We start from the raw sequence: 25877 nt of genomic DNA on the forward strand, positions 1-25877 counted from the left end.
GTAAAATCCGGCCGAGACCGAAGCTTCATCCCCTCGCTGGAACTCCCTCCGGTATGCCCAGTCTTGAGTGTGACCCCGACGCCGCTCGCGACCGCCTCGAGGCTGCGGGCGCCGAGGTCGTTGCGGGGAACACCGAATACGAGCGGTGGCGGGCCGAGCGCGGCGACGCCACGGCCGTCGCCTACGACGACACGGTCGTCGTGCAGGGGACGAACCCGACGGACCTGCTCGCGTTGCTCCGGCCCGCCGAGGGCGGACGGGCGCACGTCTACTTCGACGGGGCGAGCCGCGGCAACCCCGGTCCGGCGGCGATCGGGTGGGTGCTTGTCACCGACGAGGGGATCGTCGACGAGGGCGGCGACCGGATCGGCGAGACCACCAACAACCGCGCGGAGTACGCCGCCGTGATCCGGGCGCTGGAGGCCGCCGACGCGCACGGCTTCGACGAGGTCGACGTCCGCGGCGACTCCGAACTGCTCGTCAGGCAGGTCCGCGGGGAGTACGACACAAACAACCCCGAACTCCGGGAGCGGCGGGTCCGGGTCCGGGAGCTCCTAGAGCGGTTCGACCGGTGGACCCTCGAACACGTACCGAGAGAGGTAAACGACCGCGCCGACACGCTAGCGAACGAGGCACTCGACGATGCGTGAGGACCCACACGAGGCGTCAGACCCGGCAGACGCGGACGACACCGACAGCGGACAGGGGGGCGAGTACGTCGACGGAACCGACGACGAAGTCGACGGGGGCGACGACACGGGCGATCGGGAGATCCCCGAGGAGGTCGTCTCCGAAGCCGAGCGGCTGACCCGACTCGCTACCGACGCCGCGGTCGACGCCGAGGCGGCGGTGTACCGCGACCGCAGAGCGGAGATCGTCCGGGAGCACGACTTCGTTCCGCGCGTCCGCGAGGAAGACGACACGCTCGTGCTCTACCCCGAGGAGTGGGTCGAGGAGGGCTTGATCCAGCTCGACCGGATCGAGGACACCGACCGCGCGGTCGAGGTGTCGCTGTCCGGGCCCGACCACGGCGCCGAGTGGGAGGCTGTCGAGGCGGACAACGAGGCGATCGTGGCGGCGGTGGCCGAGGAACACGGCCAGGTCCACGCCGCGAACGTCCGTGCGTTCGCGGACTTCATGGGGAACCACTATCTGAAGCGCGTCGACGACGCGACCGAAGCCGAGAGAGCGGAGTTCCTGACGGAGTACTACCCGCGGAACGCGTGGCCCTCGGCCGAACAGGCCGCTGTCGTCGAGGAGAGCCTGCGGCTGGCGGCGGAACGCGGCGACGGGACGTAGGAACGCGGCCGGCGGCGGCTACCGGTTGGCGTCGATCAGGTCCGTGAGCTCGGCCGCGCGCTCGTCGTCCGTGACGAATTTCCCGAACATCCAGTCGAACTGGTCTAGGAGGGCGGAGTGGCCGTCCCCGGTGAGTTCGTACTGGTTCGTGCGTTTGTCGAGTTCGCTTTTCTCGACCAGCCCCATCTCCACGAGGTCGTCGAGGTTGGGGTAGAGCCGCCCGTGGTTCACTTCCGTGCCGTAGTACGTCTCGAGGTGGCTCTTGATCGCGAGCCCGTACATCGGCTCCTCGGCCAGAATGACGAGAATATTCTGCTGGAACGCTGTGAGATCACGGACGACGCTGCCGTTCTCGACAGCCGTCTGAACTTCCGTCATAGCTGCGTTGAAGGTGTCGGCACATTTAAGCCTTCTCAACCGGAGTGCGTAGACCGACCCCTTTCGGGTGTGAGAATCCCGTACAGCGTCCGGGTTGAAAGGAATTATATATGATATCGAATCGCCACCGAGAGTGGACGTACAGTCGGCTCAGCCGCAACTATCGGAAACATACGGCGAGTATCGGGATATTCCCCGACGAGTATCCGGATCATACCGGGTGTGGACCGACGGGACCTTCCGGCCGTCCGGTGGCGATGCGAAAGGACTTTTTGTACGTTCGGAGTCTTCCCGAGTATGACGAACCTCTGGGAGGACCTCGAAACCGGACCGGACGCGCCCGACGTCGTCTACGCCGTCGTGGAGTGTCTCAAGGGTGAGCGGAACAAATACGAGTACGACAAGGACGTGCCCGGCGTCGTCCTCGATCGGGTGCTACACTCGAACGTCCACTACCCCTCGGACTACGGCTTCCTGCCGCGGACCTACTACGACGACGAGGATCCGTTCGACGTTCTCGTACTCGTCGAGGACCAGACGTTCCCGGGGTGTGTGATCGAGGCGCGTCCCGTCGCGATGATGGAGATGGACGACGACGGCGAGAAGGACGACAAGGTGATCGCCGTCCCCGCCGAAGACCCCCGCTACGACCACGTCGAGGGCGTCGACGACCTCACCGACCAGCGGAAAGACGAGATCTCGGAGTTCTTCGAGACGTACAAGAACCTCGAAACGGGCAAAGAGACCGAGACCCTCGGCTGGAAGGACGCAGACGCCGCCAAGGACGCCATCGAACGCGCGATGGACCTCTACGAGGACGAGTTCGCGTAACGCCCGCGGCGACGGCGATTCCGACCGCCGAACACCGGCTTTCCCGACCGGTACCGTCGCTATCCCCGTGAGTTATCGTGGCTCCCACGCCGATGCGTTATGCGTATGGGTAATCCTTTCACCGCCGGCGACGTACTCGAAAACGCGTATGACCGAGTCCACCCCTCGCGTCGGCGTCGCCCACCCGACGGTCGTCCCCGCCAACCACCGGCAGCGAAACGAACCCGACGGCCGGGACGGGGAGACGACGGAGCGTGTCGGATCGGCGTAACCCCGCGATAGTGCGTCCGGCGTGCGGCGAAGGGAACCGCTTTTACTCCCGCCGCGACTACGGGGAGTGATGGCTACCTGCGACGAGTGCGGGGAGCACGAGAACCTCCCGTACCAGTGTCACCGGTGCGGGAACACCTTCTGTGGCGAACACCGGCTGCCGGAGAACCACGACTGTCCGGGGTTGAACGAGTGGGACGACCCCTCCGGCGTCTTCGACAGCGGCTTCGACGAGTCCGTCCGGAACCGCGGCCGGACGTCGAGCACGGGGTACCTCGACCGTCTCACCGGCACGGGCGGGATACTCGGCTACTTCCGCGGGAACATGAGCTACACCTTCCTGGGCGTGATGTGGATCACGTTCGGACTTCAGTATCTCGTCTTCCCGTTCGCCCTCGGGGCGCCCCCGCGGAGCGACCTCTGGCAGGCCGTTTTCGTGCTCTCGCCCGGCAACATCGGGTACGTCTGGACGTGGATCTCCTCCATTTTCGCCCACGGCGGGTTCACCCACATCGCGTTCAACAGTATCGCGCTGTACTTCTTCGGCCCGGTGGTCGAACGCTACCTCGACACCCGCCGGTTCACCGCCCTGTTCTTCGGCGCTGGGATCGTCGCGGGGCTGGCGCAGGTCGGCTCCACCATCCTGACCGTGGGCCCGTTCGGACCGGGCGTCGTCGGCGCGTCGGGCGCGATTATGGGCGTTCTCGGCGTTCTCACCGTGCTGAATCCCGGCCTCAAGGTGTACCTCTACTTCATCATCCCGATGCCGCTGTGGGTGTTGACCTTCGGGTTCGCCGCGTTCAGCATCGTCGCCGGGTTCGGCGCCTTCGGCGGCGGGCTGACCGGCGGCAACGTCGCCCACCTGGCGCACCTCGCGGGGCTCGTGATCGGCTTGGCGTACGGCGCCCGCGTGAAGGGTCGCGTCGGCGTCCCTAACTCCCTGGAGTTCGGCCGCGGCGGCGGGGGGAGAGGCGGTCCCGGCGGTCCCGGCGGCCCCGGCCGCGGCCCCTAACCCGATGCGTCCCGTACGCCCGGCGTTCGTCCCCGACCCCGACGCGAGCCGGGAGGTGATGGAGTCGCTCCAGCGGGAGGTCGCGGCGGCGGCGACGTGGACCGACGACTTCGATTTCGCGACGGAGTCGGTCGGTGCGGTAGATCGGTCGCTTTCGGCACCCGACGCCGACCCGCCGCTCGTCGCCGGCGTCGACCAGGCGTTCCCCGAGGACCGCGCGGTCAGTGTCGTCGTAGTCACTCGCGGGGACACGGTCGTCGAGCGAGCCCACGCGATAACCGACCTCGCGATCCCGTACGTTCCGGGTCTGCTCGCGTTCCGCGAGGGCGACCCGATCCTGGCGGCCTTTTCGGAGCTTGCGGCCGACCCCGACCTCGTCGTCTTCGACGGCAGCGGCCGGATCCACTACCGACAGGCGGGGCTGGCGACCCACATCGGCGTGACCCTCGACCTCCCGAGCGTCGGCGTCGCGAAGGGGCTGCTGTGTGGGACGCCGGACGAAGCCGTCGACGGGCGCCCCGAGGGGTGGCGGGCGCCGATCCGGGCCGACGCCGACGTGGAGAACGCCAAACCCGGCACCGCCATCGGCCACGCCTTCCAATCGCGGCAGTACGATTCGAGCCGGAGGATCAATCCCCTCTACGTCAGCCCCGGCCACCGCGTCGGCGTCGGGACCGCGACCGACCTGGTCGAACGGCTGTGTGACGGCTACAAGCTTCCGGAGCCGACGCGGCGTGCTGACGCGTACGCCGACGAACTAAAACGGGAACACGACGGGAACGCCCGGGAGTAGCGCCGCTCCCGGACTCGAAAACACTTATTCGTGCGGTGGCATTCCCACACCATATGAGCGAAATCGTTGTCAGCCTCCCCGACGGGTCGGAACTCGCCGTCGACGAGGGGGCGACGGTCGAGGACGTCGCCTACGAGATCGGGCCGGGACTCGGCCGCGACACCGTCGCCGGGGTCGTCGACGGCGAGCTCGTCGACAAGGTCGACCCCGTTCACGACGGCGCGGAGGTCGTCATCGTCACCGAGGACAGCGACGAGTACCTCCGCGTGCTCCGGCACTCCGCGGCGCACGTCTTCGCGCAGGCGCTCCAGCGCCTCCACCCCGAAGCGAAACTCGCGATCGGTCCGCCGACCGACGAGGGGTTCTACTACGACGTCGCGAACGTCGACCTCGACGCCGACGATCTGGAATCGATCGAAGCGGAGATGGAGGCGATCCTCGAAGAGGACCTCCCGATCGAACGGGAGACCCGCTCCCGCGCGGACGCCTTCGAGACCTACCCCGACAACCGCTACAAACGGGAGATCCTGGAGGAGGAGGCCGCGGGCGAGGATCCGGTCTCCTTCTACGTCCAGGGCGACTTCGAGGACCTGTGTCAGGGGCCGCACGTCGACTCCACCGGCGACGTCGGCGCGGTCACGCTGCTCACCATCTCCTCGGCGTACTGGCGCGGCGACGAGGAAAACGAGACGCTCACCCGGGTGTACGGCACCGCCTTCGAGTCCGAGGCCGACCTCGAACAGTACCTCCAACGCCGCGAGCAGGCCAAGGAACGGGACCACCGGAAGCTGGGCCAGGAGCTCGACCTCTTCTCGATCCCCGAGGTCACCGGCCCCGGGCTACCGCTGTACCATCCCAACGGCAAGCGGATCCTGGACGAACTCTCCGAGTACGCCCGCTCGTTGAACCTCGACGCCGGCTACGAACCCGTCGAGACGCCGCATCTCTTCCGGACGGAGCTGTGGAAGAAGTCGGGCCACTACGACAACTACGTCGACGACATGTTCCTCCAGGAGGTCAACGACGAGGAGTATGGATTAAAGCCGATGAACTGCCCGGGTCACGCCACCATCTTCGACCAGAAGTCGTGGTCCTACCGGGACCTCCCGGTCCGGTACTTCGAGGACGGCAAGGTCTACCGGAAGGAACAGCGCGGGGAACTCTCGGGGCTCTCGCGGGTGTGGTCGTTCACGATCGACGACGGCCACCTGTTCTGCCGGCCCGAACAGATCGAACAGGAGGTAAACCAGGTGATGGACGCAATCTACGAGGTGCTCGACACGTTCGGGCTCGACGCCCACGTCGCGCTCGCGACCCGCCCGGAGAAGTCGGTCGGCGGCGACGAGATCTGGGAGCAGGCCGAATCCCAGCTCCGGTCGGTGCTGGAGTCGGCCGGCATCGACTACGACCTCGAACCCGGCGACGGCGCCTTTTACGGCCCGAAGATCGATTTCGCGTTCGAGGACGCCCTCGGGCGGAAGTGGGACGGGCCGACGGTTCAGCTCGATTTCAATATGCCCGAGCGCTTCGAGTTGACCTACACCGGCGAGGACAACGAGGATCACCGGCCGGTGATGATCCACCGCGCGCTGTACGGCTCCTACGAGCGGTTCTTCATGGTGCTGATCGAACATTTCGACGGGAAGTTCCCCACGTGGCTCGCGCCCGAACAGGTGCGGATCCTCCCGATCAGCGACGACCAACTCGGCTACGCCCACCGCGTGAAGAACGAACTCGACGACTTCCGCGTTTCCGTCGAGGACCGCTCGTGGACCCTCGGCCGGAAGATCCGGGAGGCACAGGAGGAGCGCGTGCCGTATATGATCGTCGTCGGCGGCGACGAGGCCGAGGCGGGCACCATCTCCGTCCGGGACCGGAAGGAACGCGAGCGCGGCGACGTCGGGGTCGAGGAGTTCCGCAGACACCTCCGATCGGAGGTCGACGACCGGCGGCTCGAACCCGACTTCATCGGGGAGTAACGGACGCCCCTCACAGCAGGGTCTGACCCTTCGTTTCCGAGCCCCAGACGAAAAGCGCGACCCCGGCGAGCACCAGCGACACCGCCACCGGCGCGAACGCGACGAGATACCCGAACCGTGTGAGCGTCCCGAAGAACACGGGGCCGGCGACCGCGGCGACCTTCCCGATCGACCCCGTGAACCCCAATCCGGTCGACCGGACCTCCGTCGGAAAGATCTCCGAGGTGTAGGCGTACAGCACCGCCCACGCACCGAGCACCGCAAACCCCATCACGAACAGCCCGAGCAGGAACACGGCCGTCCGGGAGGCGCCGAAGTCGATGCCCGCACCGGGAACCGCCCCCGCGAACAGGAGGATGCCGACGCCGCCGAGGCTGGTGAACCCCCCCAGCGTCCACTTCCGGCCGATCACCTCGATCAGAACCGCCGCGCTGACCTGCCCGACCAACTGGAAGACGGTGACGACGAACAGGAAGCCATAGAGGTTGTCGGCGTAGCCCGCGGCCGCCACCGTGTCGGGCAGCCAGGTGAAGACGCCGTAGAACGTGAGGTTGATCACGGCCCACAGGCTCGCAACCAGGACCGTCGTCCCGAGCAACTCCGGTTCGAAGAGCCGCCGGTAGCCCAGGTCGTCGGCGTCGGCGACGCGCCACGGCCCCGAGACGGCCGGCAGGTCGCCGCCGGCGCGTGCGGCGATCGTTTCGAGCGCCTCCGTCGCGGCCGCCGTCCGCCCCTGGCGGGCGAGGAAGTACGGCGACCGTGGGAGGAGCCGAACCACAACGACCGCGAGTCCGATCGGCGCGATCCCGATCGCGAAGAACACCCGCCAGGCCGCCACGCCGACGACCCGGCCGTCGGGGGCGCCCAGCACCGACAACACGGTCCAGGCGAACACCACCACCACCATCGCGCCGACCGAGTAACTCGCCTCCAGGTAGGTGATGTACCGCCCGCGAACTTCCGAGGGGATGAGTTCGGCGAGATAGGAGGTGCCCGCGACCAGCGCCCCGCCGAGACCGACGCCCGTGAGAAACCGGAGCGCGACGACCGAGTAGACGCCGACGCCGAAGGCGGTCGCCGCGGTGAACGTCGAGAAGGTGACGATGGAGCCGACGAGCGTGCGCTTGCGGCCGGCGCGGTCGGCGTACCACCCGCCGACGGTGTTGCCGGCGAGCATCCCGAGCAGGCTCGCACTGCCGAGGACGCCGGCCGAAAACCCCGAAAGCGTCCAGCGCTCGATGAACGTCGGGAGGGTAAAGGAGATGGCGAGAATCGAGATCGCCATCGCCGCCCAGGTGCCGCCGACGATCGCGATCACGAGCCAGTGGAACCGGCCGACCGGGACCTCGTCGACGATATCTCCGACGCGCTGCTCTTGGCCCCCCATTCCGCCGGTGCTTCCCCGTGGAGTGGTAAAAATCGCGTGTTTACGACGCGGTGGATCCGCGATCGCGGGCGAGGCGCGTGTCGTGGCGGCTCACGGGGATCCCGGCCACGGCCGTCGTATTTCGGGTAGCGTTCAAGTGGGTCGGCGGCCTACCACCCGGAAGACAGTGTCAGGACCACCCCAGCGGACCGCCGGAGGGCAGCACCGATGAGCGACAGGACCCCCGTCGTCGTCGCAAAGCGCGTCGACAGCGGCGAGAGCGCGGACCTGAGTGAGATCTCGGAGCTGGCCCGCGCGGCGGGCTATGAGGTCGTTGCGACCCTTTCGCAATCCCGGACCGAGGACGCCGCCTACCACTTCGGCGAGGGGAAAATCGAGGAACTCGCCGGGCTGGTCGCCGAGACCGGCGCCGCGGCGGTCGTCGTGGACAACCGGCTGGGGCCGTACCAGACGTACAACATCGGCGGGAAGCTCCCGGCCGGGGTCGAGGTGATCGACCGCTTTACGCTCATCCTGGAGATCTTCGGCCAGCGCGCCAACACCCGGAAAGCACAACTGCAGGTCGAACTCGCGGAGCTCCGGTACGAACTCCCGCGGGCGGAGGCGAAGGCGTCGCTGGCCAAACGCGACGAGCGCCCCGGGTTTATGGGGCTCGGCGAGTACGACGAGTCCCGCGAGCGCGACATCAAAGCCCAGATCTCCCGGATCAAACAGGAACTCGACGACATCGCCGACAAGGAGGAAACGCGCCGGGAGCAGCGCCGGGAGTCGGGCTTCGACCTGGTGGCGCTCGCGGGCTACACCAACGCCGGGAAGTCGACGCTGATGCGCCGGCTCGCGGACGATTTAGACGTCGGCGAGAACGACGACCTCCACCCGGATCTCGACCCCACGGCGGAGTCCGAGGACCGGCTGTTCACCACGCTGGGCACGACGACCAGGCGCGCCGACACCGGGACCCGCGACGTGCTCCTGACCGACACGGTGGGGTTCGTCTCCGATCTGCCCCACTGGCTCGTGGAGTCCTTCGAGTCCACGCTGGATTCGGTCTACCGCGCGGACCTGGTGTTGCTCGTGGTCGACGCCGCCGAGCCGATCGAGGAGATGCGCGACAAGCTAGTGACCTGCCACGACACGTTATACGAGCGCAACGAGGCGCCGATCGTCACGGTGCTCAACAAGATCGACCGCGTCGACGACGCTGACCTCGAACGGAAGCGGGCGGCGCTTTCCGCCCTGGCGCCGAACCCCGTCGCGGTCTCGGGGCTCACCGGCAAGAACGTGAGTGAGTTGACCGACCGCATCGAGTCGGAACTCCCGGCGTGGCGCGAGGAGCGGCTGCTTCTGCCGCTCGCCGACGGCGCGATGAGCCTGGTGTCGTGGCTCCACGACCACGGGAACGTCGAACGCGAGGAGTACACCGGCGAGGAGGTGCTGGTCGAGTTCTCGGCGCGGCCCGCCATCGTCGAGCAGGCGCGGGCGAAGGCCGCCGAGGTCGACTCGCAGACCACGGAGTCCGCTGACTGACGCCGCTACTCCCCGCCGACCCGCCGCTTTCGTTTTTCGGCGACGTGAACGTCGGCGATCCGGGTGTCCGGATACTGCCCCTCGTCGTTCTTCTCGGCGGCCTTCACCATGTCCCACACGACGTTCAATCCCGTCGTGACGCCCTCCAGCGCCTCCATCTCACAGCCCGTCTTGCCGGTCGTCTCGACGGTGACCGTGAGGACCACCGACGCCTCCCGGACGTCGAAGTCGGTGTCGACGTTCGTGATCGGGATCTGATGACACATCGGGACCGTCTCCCAGGTGTGTTTGACCGCCTGGACCGCGCCGACCCGCGCGGTCGCGAGCACGTCGCCCTTGTCGATGCCGTCCTCGCGGATCGCCGCCACTGTCGACGGCGTCAGGTGGATCGTCCCGCGGGCGACCGCCCGCCGGTGGGTATCGGGCTTTGCGCCGACGTCGACCATCTGGACGTCGCCCGACTCGTCGACGTGGGTGAGGTCCGCGCCGGCGTCGGACGTGTCCCCCCCATCGGTCCCGGCGGCCGCGTCGTCGCGAGTCATTCGTCTCCCCCCTGATCCCGGAGCGCCGGGGGCAACTCCGCGAGCAGATCCGTCGCCAGCAGGCCGCGGTCCCGTTCCGCGGCCGCGGCCTCGCCCGCGCGGCCGGTGGCGTACGCCGCGACCGCCGCCGCCTGTAGCGGGGCGAGGACACACGAGAGCGCGCCCGTCGCGCCGGCGAGCACGTCGCCGGTGCCGCCGACCGTCATCGCCGCGTTGCCAGTGCGGTTCACGCGGGTTTCGTCGCCGTCGGAGACGACGTCGTACGGCCCCTTCACGAGGAGGAGGTGGCCGAGGTCGGCCGCGAACTCGGACACCAACTCCGCCCGGGTCCGCCAGTCGTCCTCGGTCTCGCCGCCCATCCCGCGGAGTTCGCCCTGGTGGGGCGTACACACCAGTGTGGCGTCGGTGTCGACGTCGGGGACGACCGCCAGCGCGTCGGCGTCGACCACCGCGACGCCGTCGTACTCCGCGAGGAACGCCCGAACCGCCGTCTCGGTCTCGGCGTGGTCGCCCAGTCCGGGGCCGAGGACGACCGCATCGTGGTCGTCGGCCGCGTCGAGGACCTCGTCGACCGCGTCGGGGACGAACCGCTCGCCGTCGAACGGCCCGAGGATCAGGTTCTCGGTGTACCCCTGGATCGCGTCGGCGACTGACGACGGACACGCGACCCGAACCAGGTCCGCGCCGGCCCGGAGCGCGGCCTGTCCGGCGAGTGCGGGCGCGCCGGCGTAGGGGCCGCCGCCGACCACCAGCACCTCCCCGGCGTCGCCCTTGTGGCTGTCGGGGTCGCGGTCGAGGGAGAGCAGGTCCCCGGGGCCGACGAACCGCTCTGCGGCCGCCGGGATCCCGATGTCTTCGACCGTCACCGCGGCGTCGAGCCCGTCGAGTCCGGGGTTCCGGTCGTGGAACGTCACCACGTGATCCGCGTCGACGGCGAGCCCCGCAGCCTCGCCGGTGTCGGCGTCGACCCCCGAGGGCACGTCCACCGAGACCACCGTCGCCGTCGCGTCGTTGATCGCGCGGGCGGCGGTCGTCTCGGGGTCGCGGAGGTCGCCGGTCACGCCGGTTCCGAGCATCGCGTCCACGACCACCTCCGGATCCCCGAGGGCGAGGGCGGCCGAGTCGGTGACCGTCCGGGCGTCGTGCTCCGCAGCCTGCAGGGCGTCCCAGTTCTCGCGGGCGATCCGCGTCCGGATCGTCTCCGGCCGGCCGAGCAGGTGGACGGTCACGTCGTACTCGTCGAGAAACCGGGCGGCGACCAGGCCGTCCCCGCCGTTGTTCCCGCGACCGGCGACGACCGCGACCGACGCGCCGGCCCCGGCGACCCGGCGTACCGCCCGGGCGACCGCGTTGCCGCTCGACTCCATCAACTGCTTCCGCGGAACCCCGAGCGCCGCGGCGTTGCGGTCCACCGCGGCCATCCGCTCGCTCGTTATCATCGTCCGGTGTTGGAGCGAGCCGCCCTAAAAACCGCGGGTGTGCCGGCGGGGAACATATAATATATAATTTATTTAGCCGTTCTCGGACGTGACGTATTCGAAAACCCGACGTATCAGCCGTAGAAATCGGCGACGAATGGTGTGATCGGGCCGATCACACGTGACGAGGTGTGTGTCGGAAATACGAAAGGTTTAGGCACGTAACGTCGGTAACAACTCGTATGTCGAGTCTGCTGCCGTCGGACACCCACCGCAGCGCCGTCGACGAGAGCGGCGGCGACCTCCGCGTTCTGCCGCTCGACGACGACGAGGCTGCGGGGGTCATCAACTGTCTCACGGCCGATACCGCCCGGTCGACGCTTGCCGCGCTCCAACAGGAGTCCGCGACCGCCTCGGAACTCGCCGACGCGGTCGACACTTCCCTGCAGAACGTCAGACACCACCTCGACAGCCTCCGGGAGGTCGGGCTGGTCCGGGTCGTCGGGACCAGATACTCGGTGAAGGGGCGGGAGATGAAGGTCTACGGGACAACCGAGGACTCGCTGGTCGTCTGCGTCGGCGAGGGCTCCGAGCGGCTCCGGCCTGCCGAGTAGCGCGCCGTAGGCGCCGGTTGCTCCCCAGTTCCGCGAACCCGCCGGCTCGCACCCGACCGCCCGACGCGAACCCTTTTCCGCGAAGCCGCGGCCAGCACCGACACGGATATGAACGGGGCGAGCCGAGCCGGTGACGTGACGTGGGAGTCGGTCTTCGGCCACGAGGAGCCCTACCCCGAGCAGGCCGACGGCATCGACGCCGCGATCGACCTCGCCGACGACGGCGGCTTCCTGGTCGTCGAGGGCGCCTGCGGCACCGGGAAGACGATGCTCGCGCTCACCGCCGGCATCGACCGCGTCCGCGACCCCGACTCCAGCTACGAGCGGGTCGTGGTGCTGACGAGCGTCAAACAACAGCTCCGACAGTTCGAGGAGGACCTCCGGACGATCAACGCGAACCTCCCCGAAGAGTGGTCGCCGGTGTCGGGGCTGACCCTCGTCGGCAAGGCCGACGTCTGCCCCTACAGCCGCGAGGGGGTCGCCGGGATCGACACCGAGACCGTGTACGACCGGTGTGAGGGGCTCCGCGAGCGGACGCGAAACCTCGTCGGCGACGGCGGCGACACGACGCCGGGCGCGCTGGCGTCGGCGGCGCGGGAGGCCCAGACCGGGCTCGCAGACTCCGGGTCGGCCGACGGTCCCGACTACCTCGAAACCGCGGGCGAGCCGACGCCGTACCTCCCGGGCACCGCCGACTTCGAGGGCGTGGAGTACTGCCCGTTCTACGCCACCTTCCTCGAGGACGCACCCGAGGACGGCGACCCGATCGAGGCGGTCCCGTTCGACGTCACCGACCGGGGCCACATCGACACCGAGGAGCTCGTGGGACTCAGCGCGGGCCACGGCACCTGCCCACACTCCGTGATGGGTGCGGTCCTCCCGCACGTCGAGGTCGTGCTGGGGAACTACTACCACGCCTTCGACCCGCAAACCGTCGGCTCGTTTACCGGCGCCGTCGTCGACGACTCGACGTTCGTCGTCTGCGACGAGGCGCATATGCTCGAACCGCGCGTGCGCGAGTTGGTGAGCGACGGCGTCGGCGACGCGACCCTCCGGGACGCCGAGCAGGAACTGACCCGCGTGATCCAGCCGGTGGAGTTCGAGCAGTCGGGGAAGGGAGCCGCCGACGGCGACGCCGGAAGCGCAGACGCCGACCTGGTCCAGGGCGAACTCGAGGCCGCGGACGTGACCCTCCGGGAACTGAAGCGGACCCGGGAGTTCGTCGCCGACCTCCGGGAGGAGATCGACCGGCGTGTCCGGGCACACCTCGATCGAACCAACCCGGACTGGCGGGCGGAGCCGCAGGCGCTCGACGACGAGGAACTCCCGCTGCGGGACCCCGAGGAGCCCGGCCGCGACGACCTGACCGCGTGGGCCGAAGACGCCGGCTACGACGAGGGCGCGTGGCTCCGCGCGGAGGCGGTCGGCGCCGTCGTCGCCCGGATCCTCGACGAGGCCGAAGACGAGGACGTCCGCCGCGCCGCGCCGGCCGCCGGGCGGACGCTCGCACACTGGATCCGCGCCGACCACACCGCCTTCTTCCGGGAGATCGAACTGGAACGGACCTGGGACGAGACCGAGCCCTCGGGGTCGTGGCGGCGGGCGTACAACGCCCGCCTGGGCCTCCACAACTGCGTGCCCGGCGAGGCGATCGCCGACACGCTCGGGTCGTTCGGCGGCGGCGTGTTGATGTCGGCGACGATCGAACCGATGGACGTCTTCCGGGCGGTCACCGGACTCGACGCCCTCGCGGCCGACGGCCGACCGGTCGGCGAGCGGACCTACGGGCTCTCCTTTCCCGAGGGGAACCGTGCGTCGTTCGCGGTCGACGCGCCGAAGTTCACCCACGAGAACCGCGGGTCGCGGGGGGAGTCGAACCCGACCCGACGCGCCCACGTCGACGCGGTCTGTGACGTGGCCGCCTCGCCCGGGAACGTCCTCGTGGGGATGCCCAACTACGCCGAGGCGGCGTGGATGGCCGAGGCGTTGTCGGCTCGACTCGATCGCCCGGTGCTTCTCGACGAATCCTCCGACGACGACGCCACGGAGGCGTTGAAAGCGGAGTTCTTCGGCGGCGACCACAAAGTGCTCGTGACGAGCCTGCGCGGCACGCTCACCGAGGGCGTCGATTACCGCGGCGACCGCCTCGCGGCCGCGGTGGTCTGCGGCGTGCCGATCATCGACACCTCCAGCCCGCGGACCCCTGCGGTGAAGACGGCGTACGACCGCCGGTTCGGCGGCGACGGTCCCGGCGGGCGCAGCGGGTTCGAGACCGCGCTCACGGTCCCCGCGGTTCGGAAGGCCAGACAGGCCATCGGGCGGGTCATCCGCGGTCCCGAGGAGGTCGGGATCCGCGCCTTGGTCGACGCCAGGTACGCCCGCGAGTCGTGGGACAGCGTCCGCGGGTACCTCCCGCCGGACGAACGCGAGGAGTTCGACCCGGTCAGCCCCGATATGCTCGGGTTCGGGGTCGAGCGGTTCTGGTCGTCAGTCGCCACTGACGGGTGAGCGTTCCCCGAACGTCCCGAGGTACAGGTGACAATCAGAAAACGGCGCTACAGTTCGTCGTCGTCGGCCAGACACTCCTCGGAGCAGAAGTGGCGGTGGTGGGCGCGGCCGTCCTCGACCCAACTGACGACGCGGTGGGACGGCAACTGGACGATCTTCGTGCCGCAGGTCGCACACTCGGGGGCGTCTTCCTCGTCGACGTCCTCCCCGAGGTCCGAGGTCGGATCTACCATCTCTTCGCGTGGTTCGCACTCGGGCGTACTTTATTCTGCCGTGTTACTGGTAGAACGGGCGGGAACCCCGCCGACGCCGCCCACCGCTCAGACGTTGATGTCCTCGAACTCCTCGTTCACGACGAACCGACCCTGGGGAGTGAGATCGACCGGCTGCTCGGCGTCGGTGACGAGGCCGTCCTCGTGGAGCGACTCCAGCCGGACGTCGAGTTCGGCGTCGTCGACGTCCAACAGCGACGCGAGGTCGATCCCGTCGCTGGTGGAGTAGAGTCCGACCAGCACTTCGAGTTCGTGTTCCTCGACGTCGACGTCGCGGACGTCGGACTTGATCCAGTGGTAGATGAGCCGGAGGTACCGCCCCAGGATGTTCATCTTCCGCCGCGACGCCATCGTGATCTCGCTCGTGACAGTCCGGCCGTCCTCGACGTGCTGGACCGACAGTACCAGCCGGGTCCCGTCGGCGCCGTCGCTCCGCTCGACCACCTCGAAGAAGACGACCGACGCGAGATCGATCGAGATCGGGCCCTCGTCGGCGTCGGCGACGTCGCCGCCCTTGAACCACACCGACTCGTAGTCGAGGTGGAGCCCGCTTTTCCGTTCGGGCGTGTCCATCACCCGCCCGCCCACCTTCGCGGGGTGGGTGATCAGGGCGACAGAGCCGTTGAGAACCGCCCGGAAGAGCAGAAGCGAGAACTTCTCGATGGTCTCCCGGTCCCCGCCGATGACGGTCGTCTTCCGCTGTGTGTCCTCGACGTACCCGACCATCACGGTGTAGTCGAAGAACTCCTCGACCTCCGGAGGGACCTGCCCGACCGCGATGTCGAAGATCGACGCGATGGGGACGGTGGTCTTGGTCTCGGAGGTGACGAGCACCAGGCGCCGCTCGCTCATCAGGACCCGGCCTTTCACCGGGTCGAACGCGGCGTCGCCGCCCGCGACGAAGTTCGCGACGAAGTCGACCACGATCGACTCCTCGGAGCCGTCGCCCCCCGATTTCGCGTTCGCCGCGTCGCCGTCGCGGGCGTCGCGCTTCCGGTACGCCTCCAGGAGGTCCGACCGGCTCTCGGCGACGTCGCCGTGCTCGGAGTGGCTGCCGTCGTCGCCGGCGTGCCGCCGGGCGTCGGAGTCGGCGGCCGTCATACGCTGATCAGCCCTCCCGCGAGCGACGAGGTCAGGACGGCGGCGCCGCAGCCGATCCACACCAACACGACGAAGTGGAGGTAGGAGTTGGCCGTGTGTCCACCGTCGACCATCCGGATCATGAGCGCCGAAAGGACGCCGTTGAACAGGATTATCAGGGAGAGCAGGTACTCGATCAGCGGGATGTTGTAGACGCCGGCGTAGATGATCTGGCCGAACTCGAACTGCGCGAGGTTCAGTTTGCTGGAGAACGTCGCGAGGATCTCCACGACCTCCAGCCCGATGAAGAAGGCGAAGGACGCGGAGGCGGTGATCCCGTAGAGCACGCCGATCAGCGTCACCGTCGCCTGATCGCGCTGCCGCCGGAGTTTGAGCACCTCGTTCATGTTCTTCGAGATGAGTTCGCCGAGCTGCTTCGGATCGCCGCCCATCTGCCGGCCGACTAGGTACATCTCGGAGAACTTCTGGATGAGGTACGAACTCGCCTCCGCGGTGAAGAAGAACCACGACCGGTCGGGGGCGACCCGCATGTTCAGCCGGACGTAGAGGCGGTCGATCTCCCGGGAGAGCACCCCGAAGTCCTTCTCCCGCAGCGACTCAAGTACCGCTCGGGTGGTCGACTGTTTCGCGCTCTCGGAGGCGCCGAGCGCCCGGATAAACCCCGTATACTCCTCGTCCCGTTCCTTGATGTCGTTCTCGTGGTGCCGGGCGACAAGCCCCGGCACTGCAAGCGGCGTGATCGGCGCCGCGATCAGGACCGGCACCGGCAGATCGAACATCACGTTCCGGACCGCCTCCCCGATCGGCGTCCACCCGGCGGTCCCCAACGCGAGGATGCCGATGAACGTCAGGCTGAGCGCCACCGCACCGTAGAGCGCGATGTCGATCTGTCGATCCATCTTCGTCCGGTACTCGTCCTGTTGGTACCAGAGGGGGTCGTACGGCGACATCGTCCGGATCACGAAGTAGAAGCCCAGTTGGACGAACACGAAGAGGACGATGACCGTCGCGATGGTGAGGGTGGCGTCGGTCCCCGTCAGGATCGGCAGGACGATGGCGTTGATGATCGCGAACGTCATCGACAGGATCATGGACAGGTAGAGGTCCTTCATGACGTCGAGGTTGCCGAGCGCGCTCTCGTAGACGGTGACGTACTTCTCGATCATCGTCCGCTGTTCGCCCAGAAGGAAGTCGTCGAGGCTCTGCCCGGCGTTCAGCGAGTACGCCAGCCGGTCGAGGAAGTCGCCGAGTTCCCGGGAGGGGACCGCCCGCGACCGGCGCTGGAGCGCGTCGTCGAGCGACTGGTTCCAGGTGTCGACGAGTTCCGTGATCCGGCGCATCTCCACTGCGAGCTCGCCGTACTCCTCCTCGCGGCCGAGCTGTCTGAACACCGCGACCCGGTCGATGTTCGTGGTCGACAGTACCGTGAGGTGGGTGATGACGAGGTGGAGTTGGTTCTCCAGGCCGCGGCGCTGGTCCTCGACGAGCAGCCGCGGGTACAGCAACCCCGCAAACAGGATCAACATCCCCAACAGGAACACCGGGATTCGAACCAGGATCGGTGCCGGAAGCGCGATCGCGCCCACGATCCCGAGGATGAAACACAGCGCCGACGGCGCGAGGACGGTGAGGCCGTACTTCCGGTTGTCCATCGGCATCCGCTCGTAGGCGTCGAGCACCGACGACGCGAACTCCCGGAGCTGCTGCCGCTGGGCGTCGAGTCCCGGGTCGGCGCTGGTTTCGCTCATACGGATCCCCCCGATCGGTTCGTCGGCACCGCTCCCCTGCCGGCGGTCAGTGTGTGCCGCACCATTACTCGACCCTCGTTACGTCGAACGGAAGGCCCTCCACCCCGTCGCGCTGGAAGTCCTCGATGAACTCGTTTACCTCGTGGTACCCGACGATGTTCTCCTGGATCGCCCGCCGGATGATCTCCGCCCGGAACTCGATGTCGTCGTAGATCTGCCGGGTGTCGTCGTACCCCAGCAGGGTCGCGATCTTCTCCTCCAATATGTAGGAGTTGTTCCGCCCTTGGAACACGAGCTCGTCCTCGACGGGGTCCCAGTAGAACGCCTCCCGGGTGACGACCCCGCCCATCTCCTTGGAGTACCCCTCGATCTCCTGAACCGAGGTGACCCGGCGGAGCGTTTCGTTGCCCCGCTTGACCCGGTTCTGGAACAACGCGATGTCGGCGTTCGACATGAACGTCTCGGGGACGTTGATGGGGTCGCCGGTGAACCGCTGGATCATCGAGACGATGTCGGAGGCGTGGAACGTCAGCATCACCGGGTGGCCGGTCTGGGCCGCCTGGAACGCCATCCGCCCCTCCTCGCCGCGGACCTCCCCGACGATGATGTAGTCGGGACGCGACCGCAGTGCGGCGGCGACGAGGTCGAACATATCGACCTCGGAGTCGGTGCCGCGGCCCTCCCGGGTGAGGAGTTGCTGCCAGGTGTTGTGCGGGGGCAGCACCTCCGCGGTGTCCTCGGCGGTGTAGATCTTCGCGTCCCGCGGGATGAACGAGGTGACGGCGTTGAGCGTCGTGGTCTTGCCCGACGCCGTCTCGCCGACGACGAACACCGTCCGCTCGTTCTCCAACGCCATCCAGAGGTACGCACACAGCTCCGGGGAGAGCGTCCCCCAGTCGGTGATCTGGAAGATCGACAGCGGGACGTCGTCGCCCTGCCGGATCGTCAACGACGAGCCCTTCAGCGACACGTCGTCGGAGTAGATGATGTTGATACGCGAGCCGTCAGGCAGCGTCGAGTCCACGATCGGGTGGGCGTCGGAAACGGGATCACCGATCCGTTCGCCCATGTTCCGGAGCCAGTTGTCGAACTGCTCGGCGGAGTCGAACTCGATAGTCGTCTCCAGGAGTCCGAACTCGCCGTGGTCGACGTCGACCTGGTTGGGGCCGATGACGTGGATGTCCTCGTTGGCCGGGTCGCGCATGATCGGCTCCAGTGGCCCGAGACCGACGATGTCCCGAACCAGCCGGTACCGGATCTTCTGGTAGGTCTCCTCGGACACTTCGAGGGGGCCGAGTTCGAGCCGCTGGAGCAACTCGCTCATCCGGCCGTTGCGCTCCTCTTCTAAGACGGTGATCTCGTCGAGCAGCTCCTGGATCCGGTCCTCGTACTCGGTGTCCTCGGTCGGGGCGGGCTTCGAGACCGACTGTTCGAGGAGTTTGTCCTTCACGTCGCCGAAGACCCCCCGTTCGGCGTCGTCGAGCTCCGGCTCGATGGTGTAGTACTTGGTCGTCTCCCCGAAGTTGCCGTACACCTGGCTGTACACCGGCCCGCCGAGGTGGTAGATCACGTTCGGTCGCCGCGACTCGTAGCCGTCGGGGTCGTCGACGAGCATCGGGAACTCTCCGGTGATCTGCCGGAACCGCTTGAGGTGGTCCCGGAGGTGGTCCCACCGCTGGGCGTGCTGTCTGAGCTCCGGGTCCAGTTTGGCCGAGCCGTGTTCCGTCGCCATTATGCGACACTCCTGGATTCGATGACGATGCCGATCCCCGACCGGACCGAGAAGCCGATCCGGTCGCCGACCTGTTCGCCCATCCCGGCGAACCGCTTCACGAAGATGTTCCGCCGGACGTCGTTGCCGACCTCGACCATCTCCAGTTCGAGGTAGACGTCGGCGATCGACCGGAACGGGCCGATCGCCTCCTCGTCGACCGTCGAGGGGTCGACCGTGAGCACGATCGTCTTGCCCTTGGTGGTCAGATCCCGGAAGAAGGAGATGATCTCGAGGGCGGCCTGCCGCTCCTCGTTCTCCCGGACCAGCGCCTCGAACTTGGGGTCGTTCCGGAGGATGGCGTCGAAGGTGTCGACGATGATGACCTCGGCCTCCCACATCGTCTCCGCCCCCATCATCCGCTTCAGCAACTCCTTCCGTTCGTCGCCGTCGCCCCCAGCCAACGTCCCCGCGGCGTCGATCTCGGCGGGGATGAAGAGGACTTCCTCGTTGATCAGGGGTTTGACCATATCGTAGGCCAGCGAGTTCATCTGATCCAGAAAGCCCTTCACGCCGAGTTCGGTCGAGACCAGCGTCGTCACCACGTCCTCGGTGTTGAACCCGTAGGTGAACCGCTGTGAGAGGACGCTCTTGCCGGCCCCGTAGTCGCCCTCGATCAGGACGATCGAGCCCTTGGGGATGCCGCCGCCGAGCTCCTTCTCCAGACGATCGTGCTCGGCGAGTCCGATCGGGTAGTGGTTCGTGCTCATTGTTCGGTGGTGAACCTGAACGTCTCCTCGTCGCCGCTGACCGCCAGCCGGACCCGGTGGTCGCCCGCCCCAAGGTTCAGCCCGCCGACCCGAACCTCGACGACGCCGTGGGGCGTCCACTCGGCGCTCCCGTCGACGATCGTGACCGACACGTTCGTGCGGTACTGTGCGTCCACGATCACGTCGAACGACTCGTTGACCGCGGGTATCGTTCGCCTCCCCGTGTTCTTGACGTAGAGCGTCAGCGTGTCGCTACCGGCGTCGTAAACGGAACTCTCGGAGTCGCTGATGACCTCGATGTCGGTCCTGATGTTCTCGGCCACGTCGGCGCCGCGGTCGTCGAGGGCGCCGCTGATCCCGGTGACGGTGTCGATCAGGACGCCCGCCACGCCCGCGGCGATCACGATGCTCGCGATGAACAGGATCAGGCTCGGGACCGACACGTCGGCCATTCAGTTCACCTCCGCTACGGTGGTGTTGCTCGCCGCCACCCCGTTTCCGGCGACCACCTTCACCCGGTCGGGTTTAGTGCCGGTGTCGACGGTGAACACCAGCCGTTGATCCGGCGCCCACACGTCGGTTGCGGTGTCGCCGTCGACCGTCGTCCCGTTCGGGAGCACGTACTCGTTGTCCACGAGCAGGCTCGTGTCCTCGACCGACAGCGTGGTGGTCCCGTTGTTCGTGACGGTGACGTTGAGGGTACCACTGCTGTTGTCGTACACCACCTCGGCCGCCTCGATCACGGTGTTGCGGCGGTCCAGCAGTTCCTCGCTCTCGGCGTCGTGGGCCTCCGAGACCCGCTCTGCGCTACCGGCCGCGGCGGTGTACAGCGTCCCCGACGCGATCAGGACGCCCAGGAAGACCACTGCAGTCGACCCGCTAACGCCGAATCCCACGGCCATCCCCCCCGAGTGCCGACAGCTCTTCGAGCAGCCGTGCCTCCTCGACGTCGCCGGCCAGCCGGCTGATATAGGTGAGGCTCTCCCGGTGGTCCCGGACGCGCAGGTCCCGCGTCCCCTCGGTCCCGCCGGCGACGGCGGCGTTGCGGACGTGCTCGCCCACGGTCCGCTCGACGCGACGGGTGATCCACCCCTGTTCGCGGTACTGACGCAGCGCGCGGGTGGCACCGACAACGCCGCCGACCTCGACGAGGAACTGGGTCCACTCGAGCACCACCGACTCCGCGGTGTACCGGGACGGGATCCGCGCGAGATACGCGTCGGAGCCGGCATCCGCGGCCGCAGCGGGTGATGCGTCCGTCCGCGACGCCGCCGGGTCGCTGCCGTGTCCGTCGGCGGCTCCGTTCGCCGCCGCGCCCGGAATCGGCTCCCCGGTGTCGTCCTCGGGTTCGACCGGGTCCGGCTGGACGAACTCGTCGTTCTCTCTCGCGTCGTCGGATTCGGGATCGACAGCCTCCGATTCCGCGTCCGCCTCCGGCTCCGGGCCGGGTTCCGATTCTTCGGTGACTTCCGGTTCGTCGTCGGTGTCGAACGCGTCACCCGCGTCGGGATCGTCGATCCCCTCGGCCTCGAACGGCTCCTCGGCCGCTGCGGCATCCAGTTCGTCCTCGGCGTCGGTCTCCGCCTCGTCGTCGCCCTCGACGTCGTCCCAGCCGCCGTTCTCTCCGTATTCGGACTTCAGCTCGTCGAAGCTGGTGCCGCCGCCGGCGTCGCCGTCGGCCTCGTCCGCCCCGTCGTCGCCGGCCGCCCCGTCGTCGTTGAGCGCCGCGCCGGAGCCCTCCCGCTCTTCGTCGGCGAGTTCGTCGCTCGCGGCGAGTTCGGCTTCGTCCTCCTCGGCGTCGATGTCGCCGAAGTCCTCGTCGAAGAACGCCTCGGCGTCCGCCTCGGCGACCTCCGGGTCGAGGGCGTCCTCGGACTCGTCTTCCATCTCGAAGAGGCCGAACGCGCCCTCGTTCTCCAGGCCACCCATCTCGCGGGCGTCGTCGACGAACGGGTTGATCCCGCGGGTGACCATCTCGTAGATGTCGAGCAGCTTCCGGACGGTGTCGTCGAGCTCCTCGACCGTCTCGCCGATCTGTTTGTTCTCCTCCCGGACGGTGTTCATCTCCGAGGTCGTCGAACTGATCTCGTTTTCCAGCTCGGAGATCCGATCTTCCATCTCGGCGATGGTGTTGGGATCCACCTCCGCCCCGCCGAAACCGCCGCCGGCGTCGTCGAACCCGTCCATCTCGCCGTCGAGGTCGCCCATACCACCGCCCGCACCGTCGTCGAAGCCGTCCGCTCCACCGCCCCCGCCGTCGTCGAAGCCGTCCGCTCCACCGCCCCCGCCGTCGTCGAACCCCTCGTCGAAATCGTCCATCCCATCATCGAAGTCATCCATCTCCTCGTCGAACCCCAAGCCGTCCGTCGCGACGTGGTCCGACTCCGAACTGTCGCTGCCGGTGATCCAGTCCATTACGCACATTCACCCCCGCTGTCCCGACTCCCGGTCGCCGCCCGGCACGGCCGCCGTGGAGGGACACTGTACCCCGCAAACGCCGCTGGTGTGGTCCGACCGGTCCGGCCGCCCGGTCTCGGTGGCACAGGTTGCATTCATCCGAGTATGCGCTCGTCGATACAAGAAGGTTCGCCCGAAATTATCGATACTGATAGATCACCCGACGGCTCGGGGACGCCGCGGTACCGACCCGTCGGCCGCGCCGGCTCGGTTCCCCGCCTCAACTTAAAAAGGCGCGTCGTCGAACGGCCCTTCGGGGTGCGAAGAATTATTCACGTGGCGAACAGAACCGAGTACTGACACCTTCAAGGACGTGATCACACGTATGCCAGAATTCGTCAAAACCGGCGTCGAGGGGCTCGATTCGATTCTCAACGGGGGAATCGTGGAAAACGCGGCGGTGCTCGTGAGCGGGAACCCCGGGACCGGCAAGAGCATCCTCGGGATGCAGTTCCTCTATAACGGGGTCGAACTGTTCGACGAGGGCGGGATCTACCTGACGTTCGAGGAGACCGCCGACGACATCAGCCAGGCCGCGAACTCCATCGGGTTCGACGACTGGGACGAGTTCGTCGACGAGGGGCGGATCAAGATCTACGACAAGCGGACGTTGCTCCGCAGCGGCGACTTCTCCGACACGCTCGACACGATCCTCGAGGACCTCCAGGACACCAAGTACGATCGGCTCGTGCTCGATTCGCTGACGATGTTTCAGCTCTTCTTCGAGGAGGAGAAAGAACAGCGCCAGTACCTCCTGAAGTTCATCGACATCCTCAAGGACAGCGGTCTCACCTCCATCCTGACGATGGAGCAGTCTGCGGTGTTCCCCGACACCGAGATCGGACTGGAGAACTTCCTGACCGACGGCAACATCTACCTCATCCAGTCGCCCGCCGGCTCGACGTCGAACCGGTACATCTGGGTGGCGAAGATGCGGAAACAGCCCATCAAGAACTCGATGTTTCCCCTGGAAATCGAGGAGGGTGGCATCCAGGTCTTCGAGCAAGCCGCCGGCTTCTCGATGATGGGCGAGTCCCCGCCGGGGTTCGGCGAGGAGGATCCCGGGGCAGGGTTGGAGTAGCGGGCGGGACTCGGCCTCACAACGCCGCCTCCGACAGTATCCTGCCACGGCACGCACCTGTCGACTGTCGAACAGCATCCGGCCCCGACGGAGAGCCTCCACCAGCGGCCCGTTCTGATTGCCGTACGACTCCGGACCGATCGGTCCGAGCGATCAAAAAGCTCGAATGAAACCGGACAGCAGGGTGTGGGAAGTCCCTACACCGGGACCGGGTCGCCGGGGTCGCTCCCGGCGATCTGGTTAGGCATCGTCAGCACCACGCTCGTGGTCCCGCCGGATTGGGTCGTGATCTCCAACCGGACCGTCTCGCCCGGTTCGAGTCCGCTGTCACCGCTTCCGCTTTCGATAGCCTCGGCGTTGATCACCACTTCGTAGCGGTCCTCCTCGCTGTTCAGCACACCGAACGAGTTGTCAGTGTCGGTCCCTTCGACCGCCGTCACGTTGAACGCGGTGTCGGTGCCCGGGTCACCGGAGAGGGCGTTTGTATTATTACTCAGCGTTGCGACGCTGTCCTCGCTCAGGTACTTTATCGTGGTCGAATTCAGATCGGTCGCGTCCGCCCCCGACGCGAGCCCGACCGTCAGGGTCAGGTTCGCAACGTACTCGGTGTTCGTCCCGACCGTCCCGTGTTCGTTGATGACCTCTATCCGCTCGGTGACCTGGTCGACGCTCTCCTGTCCGGTGTCCTCCGCGGTCGCCTGGAGGAACCCGGCCGTGTTCACCAGCACGCCCGCGGCGATCGCGGCCACGAGCACCATCGCGATGAACACGATGAGCGTTCCGATCCCGACCTGTGCGCGAGTTCCTGAGTCGTCGTCGTGTTGTATGAATTCCATCATTGTACTATCTTAGAGGGGGACCGGATCGTTGTCGTCCTCGCCCTGGAGTTGGTCGGGCATCGACAGCACCACGTTCGTGGTCCCGCCGCTGGACGTGGTGATCTCCAGCTGTACCGACTCGCCCGGGTCGAGTCCCGGCTCGCTCCCCTCGACGTTGGAAGCATTGATTATGACCTCGAACCGATCGCTCTCCTCGTCCAACACGGGGTAGGACTCGCCGTTGTCGGTCTTGTCTTCCACCGTGAACTCCGTCGCTGTCAGGTCCGAGATGTTCTGGTCGGTAACGTCCGTCCCGCTTGCCGTACTTCTGTTCTCGTACACGAGGTTCTCCGCGGTGGATTCGCTCGTGTACTTTATCGTGCTGTTCTGTAAGGCGATCTCACCCGATCCGGCGGAAAGCTTCACCGCCAAGAACAGCTGGTCGACGTGACCCGAAATGTTTTCGCTATCGTTGACGACGCCGTGTTGACTGACGACGTCGACCCTGTTCGTCACTTGCTCTACACTCTCCTGTCCGGTGTCCTCCGCGGTCGCTTGGAGGAACCCGGCCGTGTTCACCAGCACGCCCGCGGCGATCGCGGCCACGAGCACCATCGCGATGAACACGATGAGCGTTCCAATGCCGACCTGCCCACGGTCGGCGTCAGTGTCTTCGATCATATGTCGTGTTGTCTCCAGTCTGGCCCGGCGCCGTGCCGACAGCGCGGGGCGTCACTGCGGAGTAGTAAGAGCCTATACATAACAGTGGGGGGCCAAATATCACCGTTGATACCGGACCGACCCACGAAAATCCGGCTTTAGACGCCGCTAACGGACGTTTTGCACGAACGATAGATTACCTTCGATATCCGGTGGAGTGACGGCCGTAGCGTAGAGCGGGCCGAGTGGAGTCGGTCGTCGGACGGTCGAGCAGCGACCCTCGCGCGGCCGGTAGGTGGAGGCTACTCGTTGGAGATCGTCCGCCAGACGTCGTCGAGTTTGTTCTTCACCTCGGGGCGTTCCGTCACCTGTACGTTGAGTTCGTTTCCGTCGAATCTGATGACGACCTCGTCTACCTCCCGGCGGTAGACGTTGGTTCGGCGGTGTTCGTCCGAGAGGACGCGATCGTGCAGTTCGAGCAGTCCAGCCTCGGTAAGCTCCTCGATCCGGCGGTAGCACGTTGCGATCGGGATGTCGAGCATATCGCTGAACTCCTGTGCGGAGTACGCCTCGTCGGCGGCGCGCAGGATGTCGGGATTGTACTCGTTCCCGAGTGCTTCGATCGTCCTATCGGACTCCATAGATGGAGACAGCTTCAATCCGGGCTTACGTCAATGTGGCGGTCGAAATACGATCGATAT

26 protein-coding genes are annotated in these 25877 nt (G+C 67.2%); 11 read left to right on the forward strand and 15 right to left on the reverse strand.

What is annotated here, in order from left to right; genetic code table 11:
* Window positions 1–53 precede the first annotated feature (53 nt).
* Window positions 54–650 carry a ribonuclease HI gene (gene rnhA, locus H5V44_RS15515; protein WP_185194042.1) on the forward strand — a complete coding sequence of 199 codons (597 nt, stop codon included), beginning with the start codon at window positions 54–56 and terminating at the stop codon, window positions 648–650.
* The gene (locus H5V44_RS15520; protein ID WP_246404038.1) at window positions 643–1299 is read left to right on the forward strand and encodes a DUF7108 family protein; all 657 of its coding nucleotides are present in this window, start codon (window positions 643–645) and stop codon (window positions 1297–1299) included. The genes rnhA and H5V44_RS15520 overlap by 8 nt, the downstream gene beginning before the upstream one ends.
* A gap of 18 nt (window positions 1300–1317) precedes the next feature.
* On the opposite strand, the gene H5V44_RS15525 is transcribed toward H5V44_RS15520, so the two are convergent.
* On the reverse strand, window positions 1318–1677 hold the full coding sequence (locus H5V44_RS15525) for a PadR family transcriptional regulator (protein ID WP_185194043.1): 360 nt from the start codon (window positions 1675–1677) through the stop codon (window positions 1318–1320).
* Window positions 1678–1974: 297 nt separating this feature from the next.
* On the opposite strand from H5V44_RS15525, the gene H5V44_RS15530 reads away from it, so the two are divergent.
* From H5V44_RS15530 to thrS, 5 genes are all read left to right on the forward strand, one after another.
* Window positions 1975–2508, forward strand: a complete 534-nt coding sequence (locus tag H5V44_RS15530; protein WP_185194044.1) for an inorganic diphosphatase — start codon at window positions 1975–1977, stop codon at window positions 2506–2508.
* A gap of 148 nt (window positions 2509–2656) precedes the next feature.
* Window positions 2657–2779 carry a hypothetical protein gene (locus H5V44_RS17890; RefSeq protein WP_281381274.1) on the forward strand — a complete coding sequence of 41 codons (123 nt, stop codon included), beginning with the start codon at window positions 2657–2659 and terminating at the stop codon, window positions 2777–2779.
* Between the two features lie 69 nt (window positions 2780–2848).
* Window positions 2849–3790, forward strand: a complete 942-nt coding sequence (locus tag H5V44_RS15535) for a rhomboid family intramembrane serine protease (protein ID WP_185194045.1) — start codon at window positions 2849–2851, stop codon at window positions 3788–3790.
* Window positions 3791–3794: 4 nt separating this feature from the next.
* Complete coding sequence (locus H5V44_RS15540) at window positions 3795–4583, forward strand: endonuclease V (protein WP_185194046.1); 789 nt, start codon at window positions 3795–3797, stop codon at window positions 4581–4583.
* Window positions 4584–4636: 53 nt separating this feature from the next.
* Window positions 4637–6562, forward strand: coding sequence for a threonine--tRNA ligase (gene thrS, locus H5V44_RS15545; protein ID WP_185194047.1), 1926 nt, complete (start codon window positions 4637–4639; stop codon window positions 6560–6562).
* 10 nt (window positions 6563–6572) lie between these two features.
* On the opposite strand, the gene H5V44_RS15550 is transcribed toward thrS, so the two are convergent.
* Window positions 6573–7949: an MFS transporter gene (locus H5V44_RS15550; RefSeq protein ID WP_185194048.1), complete on the reverse strand. Its 1377-nt coding sequence runs from the start codon at window positions 7947–7949 to the stop codon at window positions 6573–6575.
* A gap of 207 nt (window positions 7950–8156) precedes the next feature.
* On the opposite strand from H5V44_RS15550, the gene hflX reads away from it, so the two are divergent.
* Window positions 8157–9476 (forward strand): GTPase HflX, encoded by a 1320-nt coding sequence (gene hflX, locus H5V44_RS15555; RefSeq protein ID WP_185194049.1) that lies wholly within the window; start codon window positions 8157–8159, stop codon window positions 9474–9476.
* 5 nt (window positions 9477–9481) lie between these two features.
* On the opposite strand, the gene moaC is transcribed toward hflX, so the two are convergent.
* Window positions 9482–10018: a cyclic pyranopterin monophosphate synthase MoaC gene (moaC, locus tag H5V44_RS15560; protein WP_185194050.1), complete on the reverse strand. Its 537-nt coding sequence runs from the start codon at window positions 10016–10018 to the stop codon at window positions 9482–9484.
* The gene (locus tag H5V44_RS15565) at window positions 10015–11457 is read right to left on the reverse strand and encodes an NAD(P)H-hydrate dehydratase (protein WP_185194051.1); all 1443 of its coding nucleotides are present in this window, start codon (window positions 11455–11457) and stop codon (window positions 10015–10017) included. The genes moaC and H5V44_RS15565 overlap by 4 nt, the downstream gene beginning before the upstream one ends.
* A 221-nt stretch (window positions 11458–11678) precedes the next feature.
* Here H5V44_RS15565 and H5V44_RS15570 point away from each other — a divergent pair, with 221 nt between their 5' ends.
* Together H5V44_RS15570 and H5V44_RS15575 are read left to right on the forward strand one after the other, a co-directional pair.
* Window positions 11679–12050, forward strand: a complete 372-nt coding sequence (locus H5V44_RS15570; protein WP_185194052.1) for an ArsR/SmtB family transcription factor — start codon at window positions 11679–11681, stop codon at window positions 12048–12050.
* Between the two features lie 108 nt (window positions 12051–12158).
* Window positions 12159–14558 carry an ATP-dependent DNA helicase gene (locus H5V44_RS15575; RefSeq protein ID WP_185194053.1) on the forward strand — a complete coding sequence of 800 codons (2400 nt, stop codon included), beginning with the start codon at window positions 12159–12161 and terminating at the stop codon, window positions 14556–14558.
* Window positions 14559–14605: 47 nt separating this feature from the next.
* Here the strand turns inward: H5V44_RS15575 and H5V44_RS15580 are convergent, their stop codons facing one another.
* The 8 genes from H5V44_RS15580 to H5V44_RS15615 form a co-directional block, all read right to left on the reverse strand.
* Window positions 14606–14791, reverse strand: coding sequence for a DUF7576 family protein (locus tag H5V44_RS15580; RefSeq protein WP_185194054.1), 186 nt, complete (start codon window positions 14789–14791; stop codon window positions 14606–14608).
* Window positions 14792–14878: 87 nt separating this feature from the next.
* The gene (locus H5V44_RS15585; RefSeq protein WP_185194055.1) at window positions 14879–15931 is read right to left on the reverse strand and encodes a CheF family chemotaxis protein; all 1053 of its coding nucleotides are present in this window, start codon (window positions 15929–15931) and stop codon (window positions 14879–14881) included.
* On the reverse strand, window positions 15928–17679 hold the full coding sequence (flaJ, locus tag H5V44_RS15590; RefSeq protein WP_185194056.1) for an archaellar assembly protein FlaJ: 1752 nt from the start codon (window positions 17677–17679) through the stop codon (window positions 15928–15930). The genes H5V44_RS15585 and flaJ overlap by 4 nt, the downstream gene beginning before the upstream one ends.
* A 64-nt stretch (window positions 17680–17743) precedes the next feature.
* The gene (locus H5V44_RS15595) at window positions 17744–19411 is read right to left on the reverse strand and encodes a type II/IV secretion system ATPase subunit (protein ID WP_185194057.1); all 1668 of its coding nucleotides are present in this window, start codon (window positions 19409–19411) and stop codon (window positions 17744–17746) included.
* A complete protein-coding gene (locus H5V44_RS15600) occupies window positions 19411–20160 on the reverse strand; it encodes an ATPase domain-containing protein (protein ID WP_185194058.1) in 750 nt (249 codons plus the stop codon). The genes H5V44_RS15595 and H5V44_RS15600 overlap by 1 nt, the downstream gene beginning before the upstream one ends.
* Window positions 20157–20612 carry a flagellar protein G gene (locus tag H5V44_RS15605; protein ID WP_185194059.1) on the reverse strand — a complete coding sequence of 152 codons (456 nt, stop codon included), beginning with the start codon at window positions 20610–20612 and terminating at the stop codon, window positions 20157–20159. The genes H5V44_RS15600 and H5V44_RS15605 overlap by 4 nt, the downstream gene beginning before the upstream one ends.
* Window positions 20613–21056, reverse strand: coding sequence for a fla cluster protein FlaF (locus H5V44_RS15610; RefSeq protein ID WP_185194060.1), 444 nt, complete (start codon window positions 21054–21056; stop codon window positions 20613–20615).
* A complete protein-coding gene (locus H5V44_RS15615) occupies window positions 21040–22575 on the reverse strand; it encodes a flagella accessory protein C (RefSeq protein WP_246404040.1) in 1536 nt (511 codons plus the stop codon). Before H5V44_RS15615 ends, H5V44_RS15610 begins: the two co-directional genes overlap by 17 nt.
* 367 nt (window positions 22576–22942) lie before the next feature.
* Between H5V44_RS15615 and H5V44_RS15620 the strand changes: the two genes are divergently transcribed.
* Window positions 22943–23698 carry an RAD55 family ATPase gene (locus H5V44_RS15620; RefSeq protein ID WP_185194062.1) on the forward strand — a complete coding sequence of 252 codons (756 nt, stop codon included), beginning with the start codon at window positions 22943–22945 and terminating at the stop codon, window positions 23696–23698.
* A 197-nt stretch (window positions 23699–23895) separates the two neighbouring features.
* On the opposite strand, the gene H5V44_RS15625 is transcribed toward H5V44_RS15620, so the two are convergent.
* The 3 genes from H5V44_RS15625 to H5V44_RS15635 all read right to left on the reverse strand — a co-directional run bounded on the left by H5V44_RS15625 (window position 23896) and on the right by H5V44_RS15635 (window position 25817).
* Window positions 23896–24537, reverse strand: a complete 642-nt coding sequence (locus H5V44_RS15625) for an archaellin/type IV pilin N-terminal domain-containing protein (RefSeq protein ID WP_281381276.1) — start codon at window positions 24535–24537, stop codon at window positions 23896–23898.
* A 9-nt stretch (window positions 24538–24546) separates the two neighbouring features.
* Complete coding sequence (locus tag H5V44_RS15630; protein ID WP_185194064.1) at window positions 24547–25197, reverse strand: archaellin/type IV pilin N-terminal domain-containing protein; 651 nt, start codon at window positions 25195–25197, stop codon at window positions 24547–24549.
* 281 nt (window positions 25198–25478) lie between these two features.
* Entirely contained in the window at window positions 25479–25817 is a 339-nt protein-coding gene (locus H5V44_RS15635) for an ArsR/SmtB family transcription factor (protein WP_185194065.1), read from the reverse strand.
* Window positions 25818–25877 lie beyond the last annotated feature (60 nt).

The organism is Halobellus ruber (assembly GCF_014212355.1).
In the GTDB taxonomy this organism is placed as follows: domain Archaea; phylum Halobacteriota; class Halobacteria; order Halobacteriales; family Haloferacaceae; genus Haloquadratum; species Haloquadratum rubrum.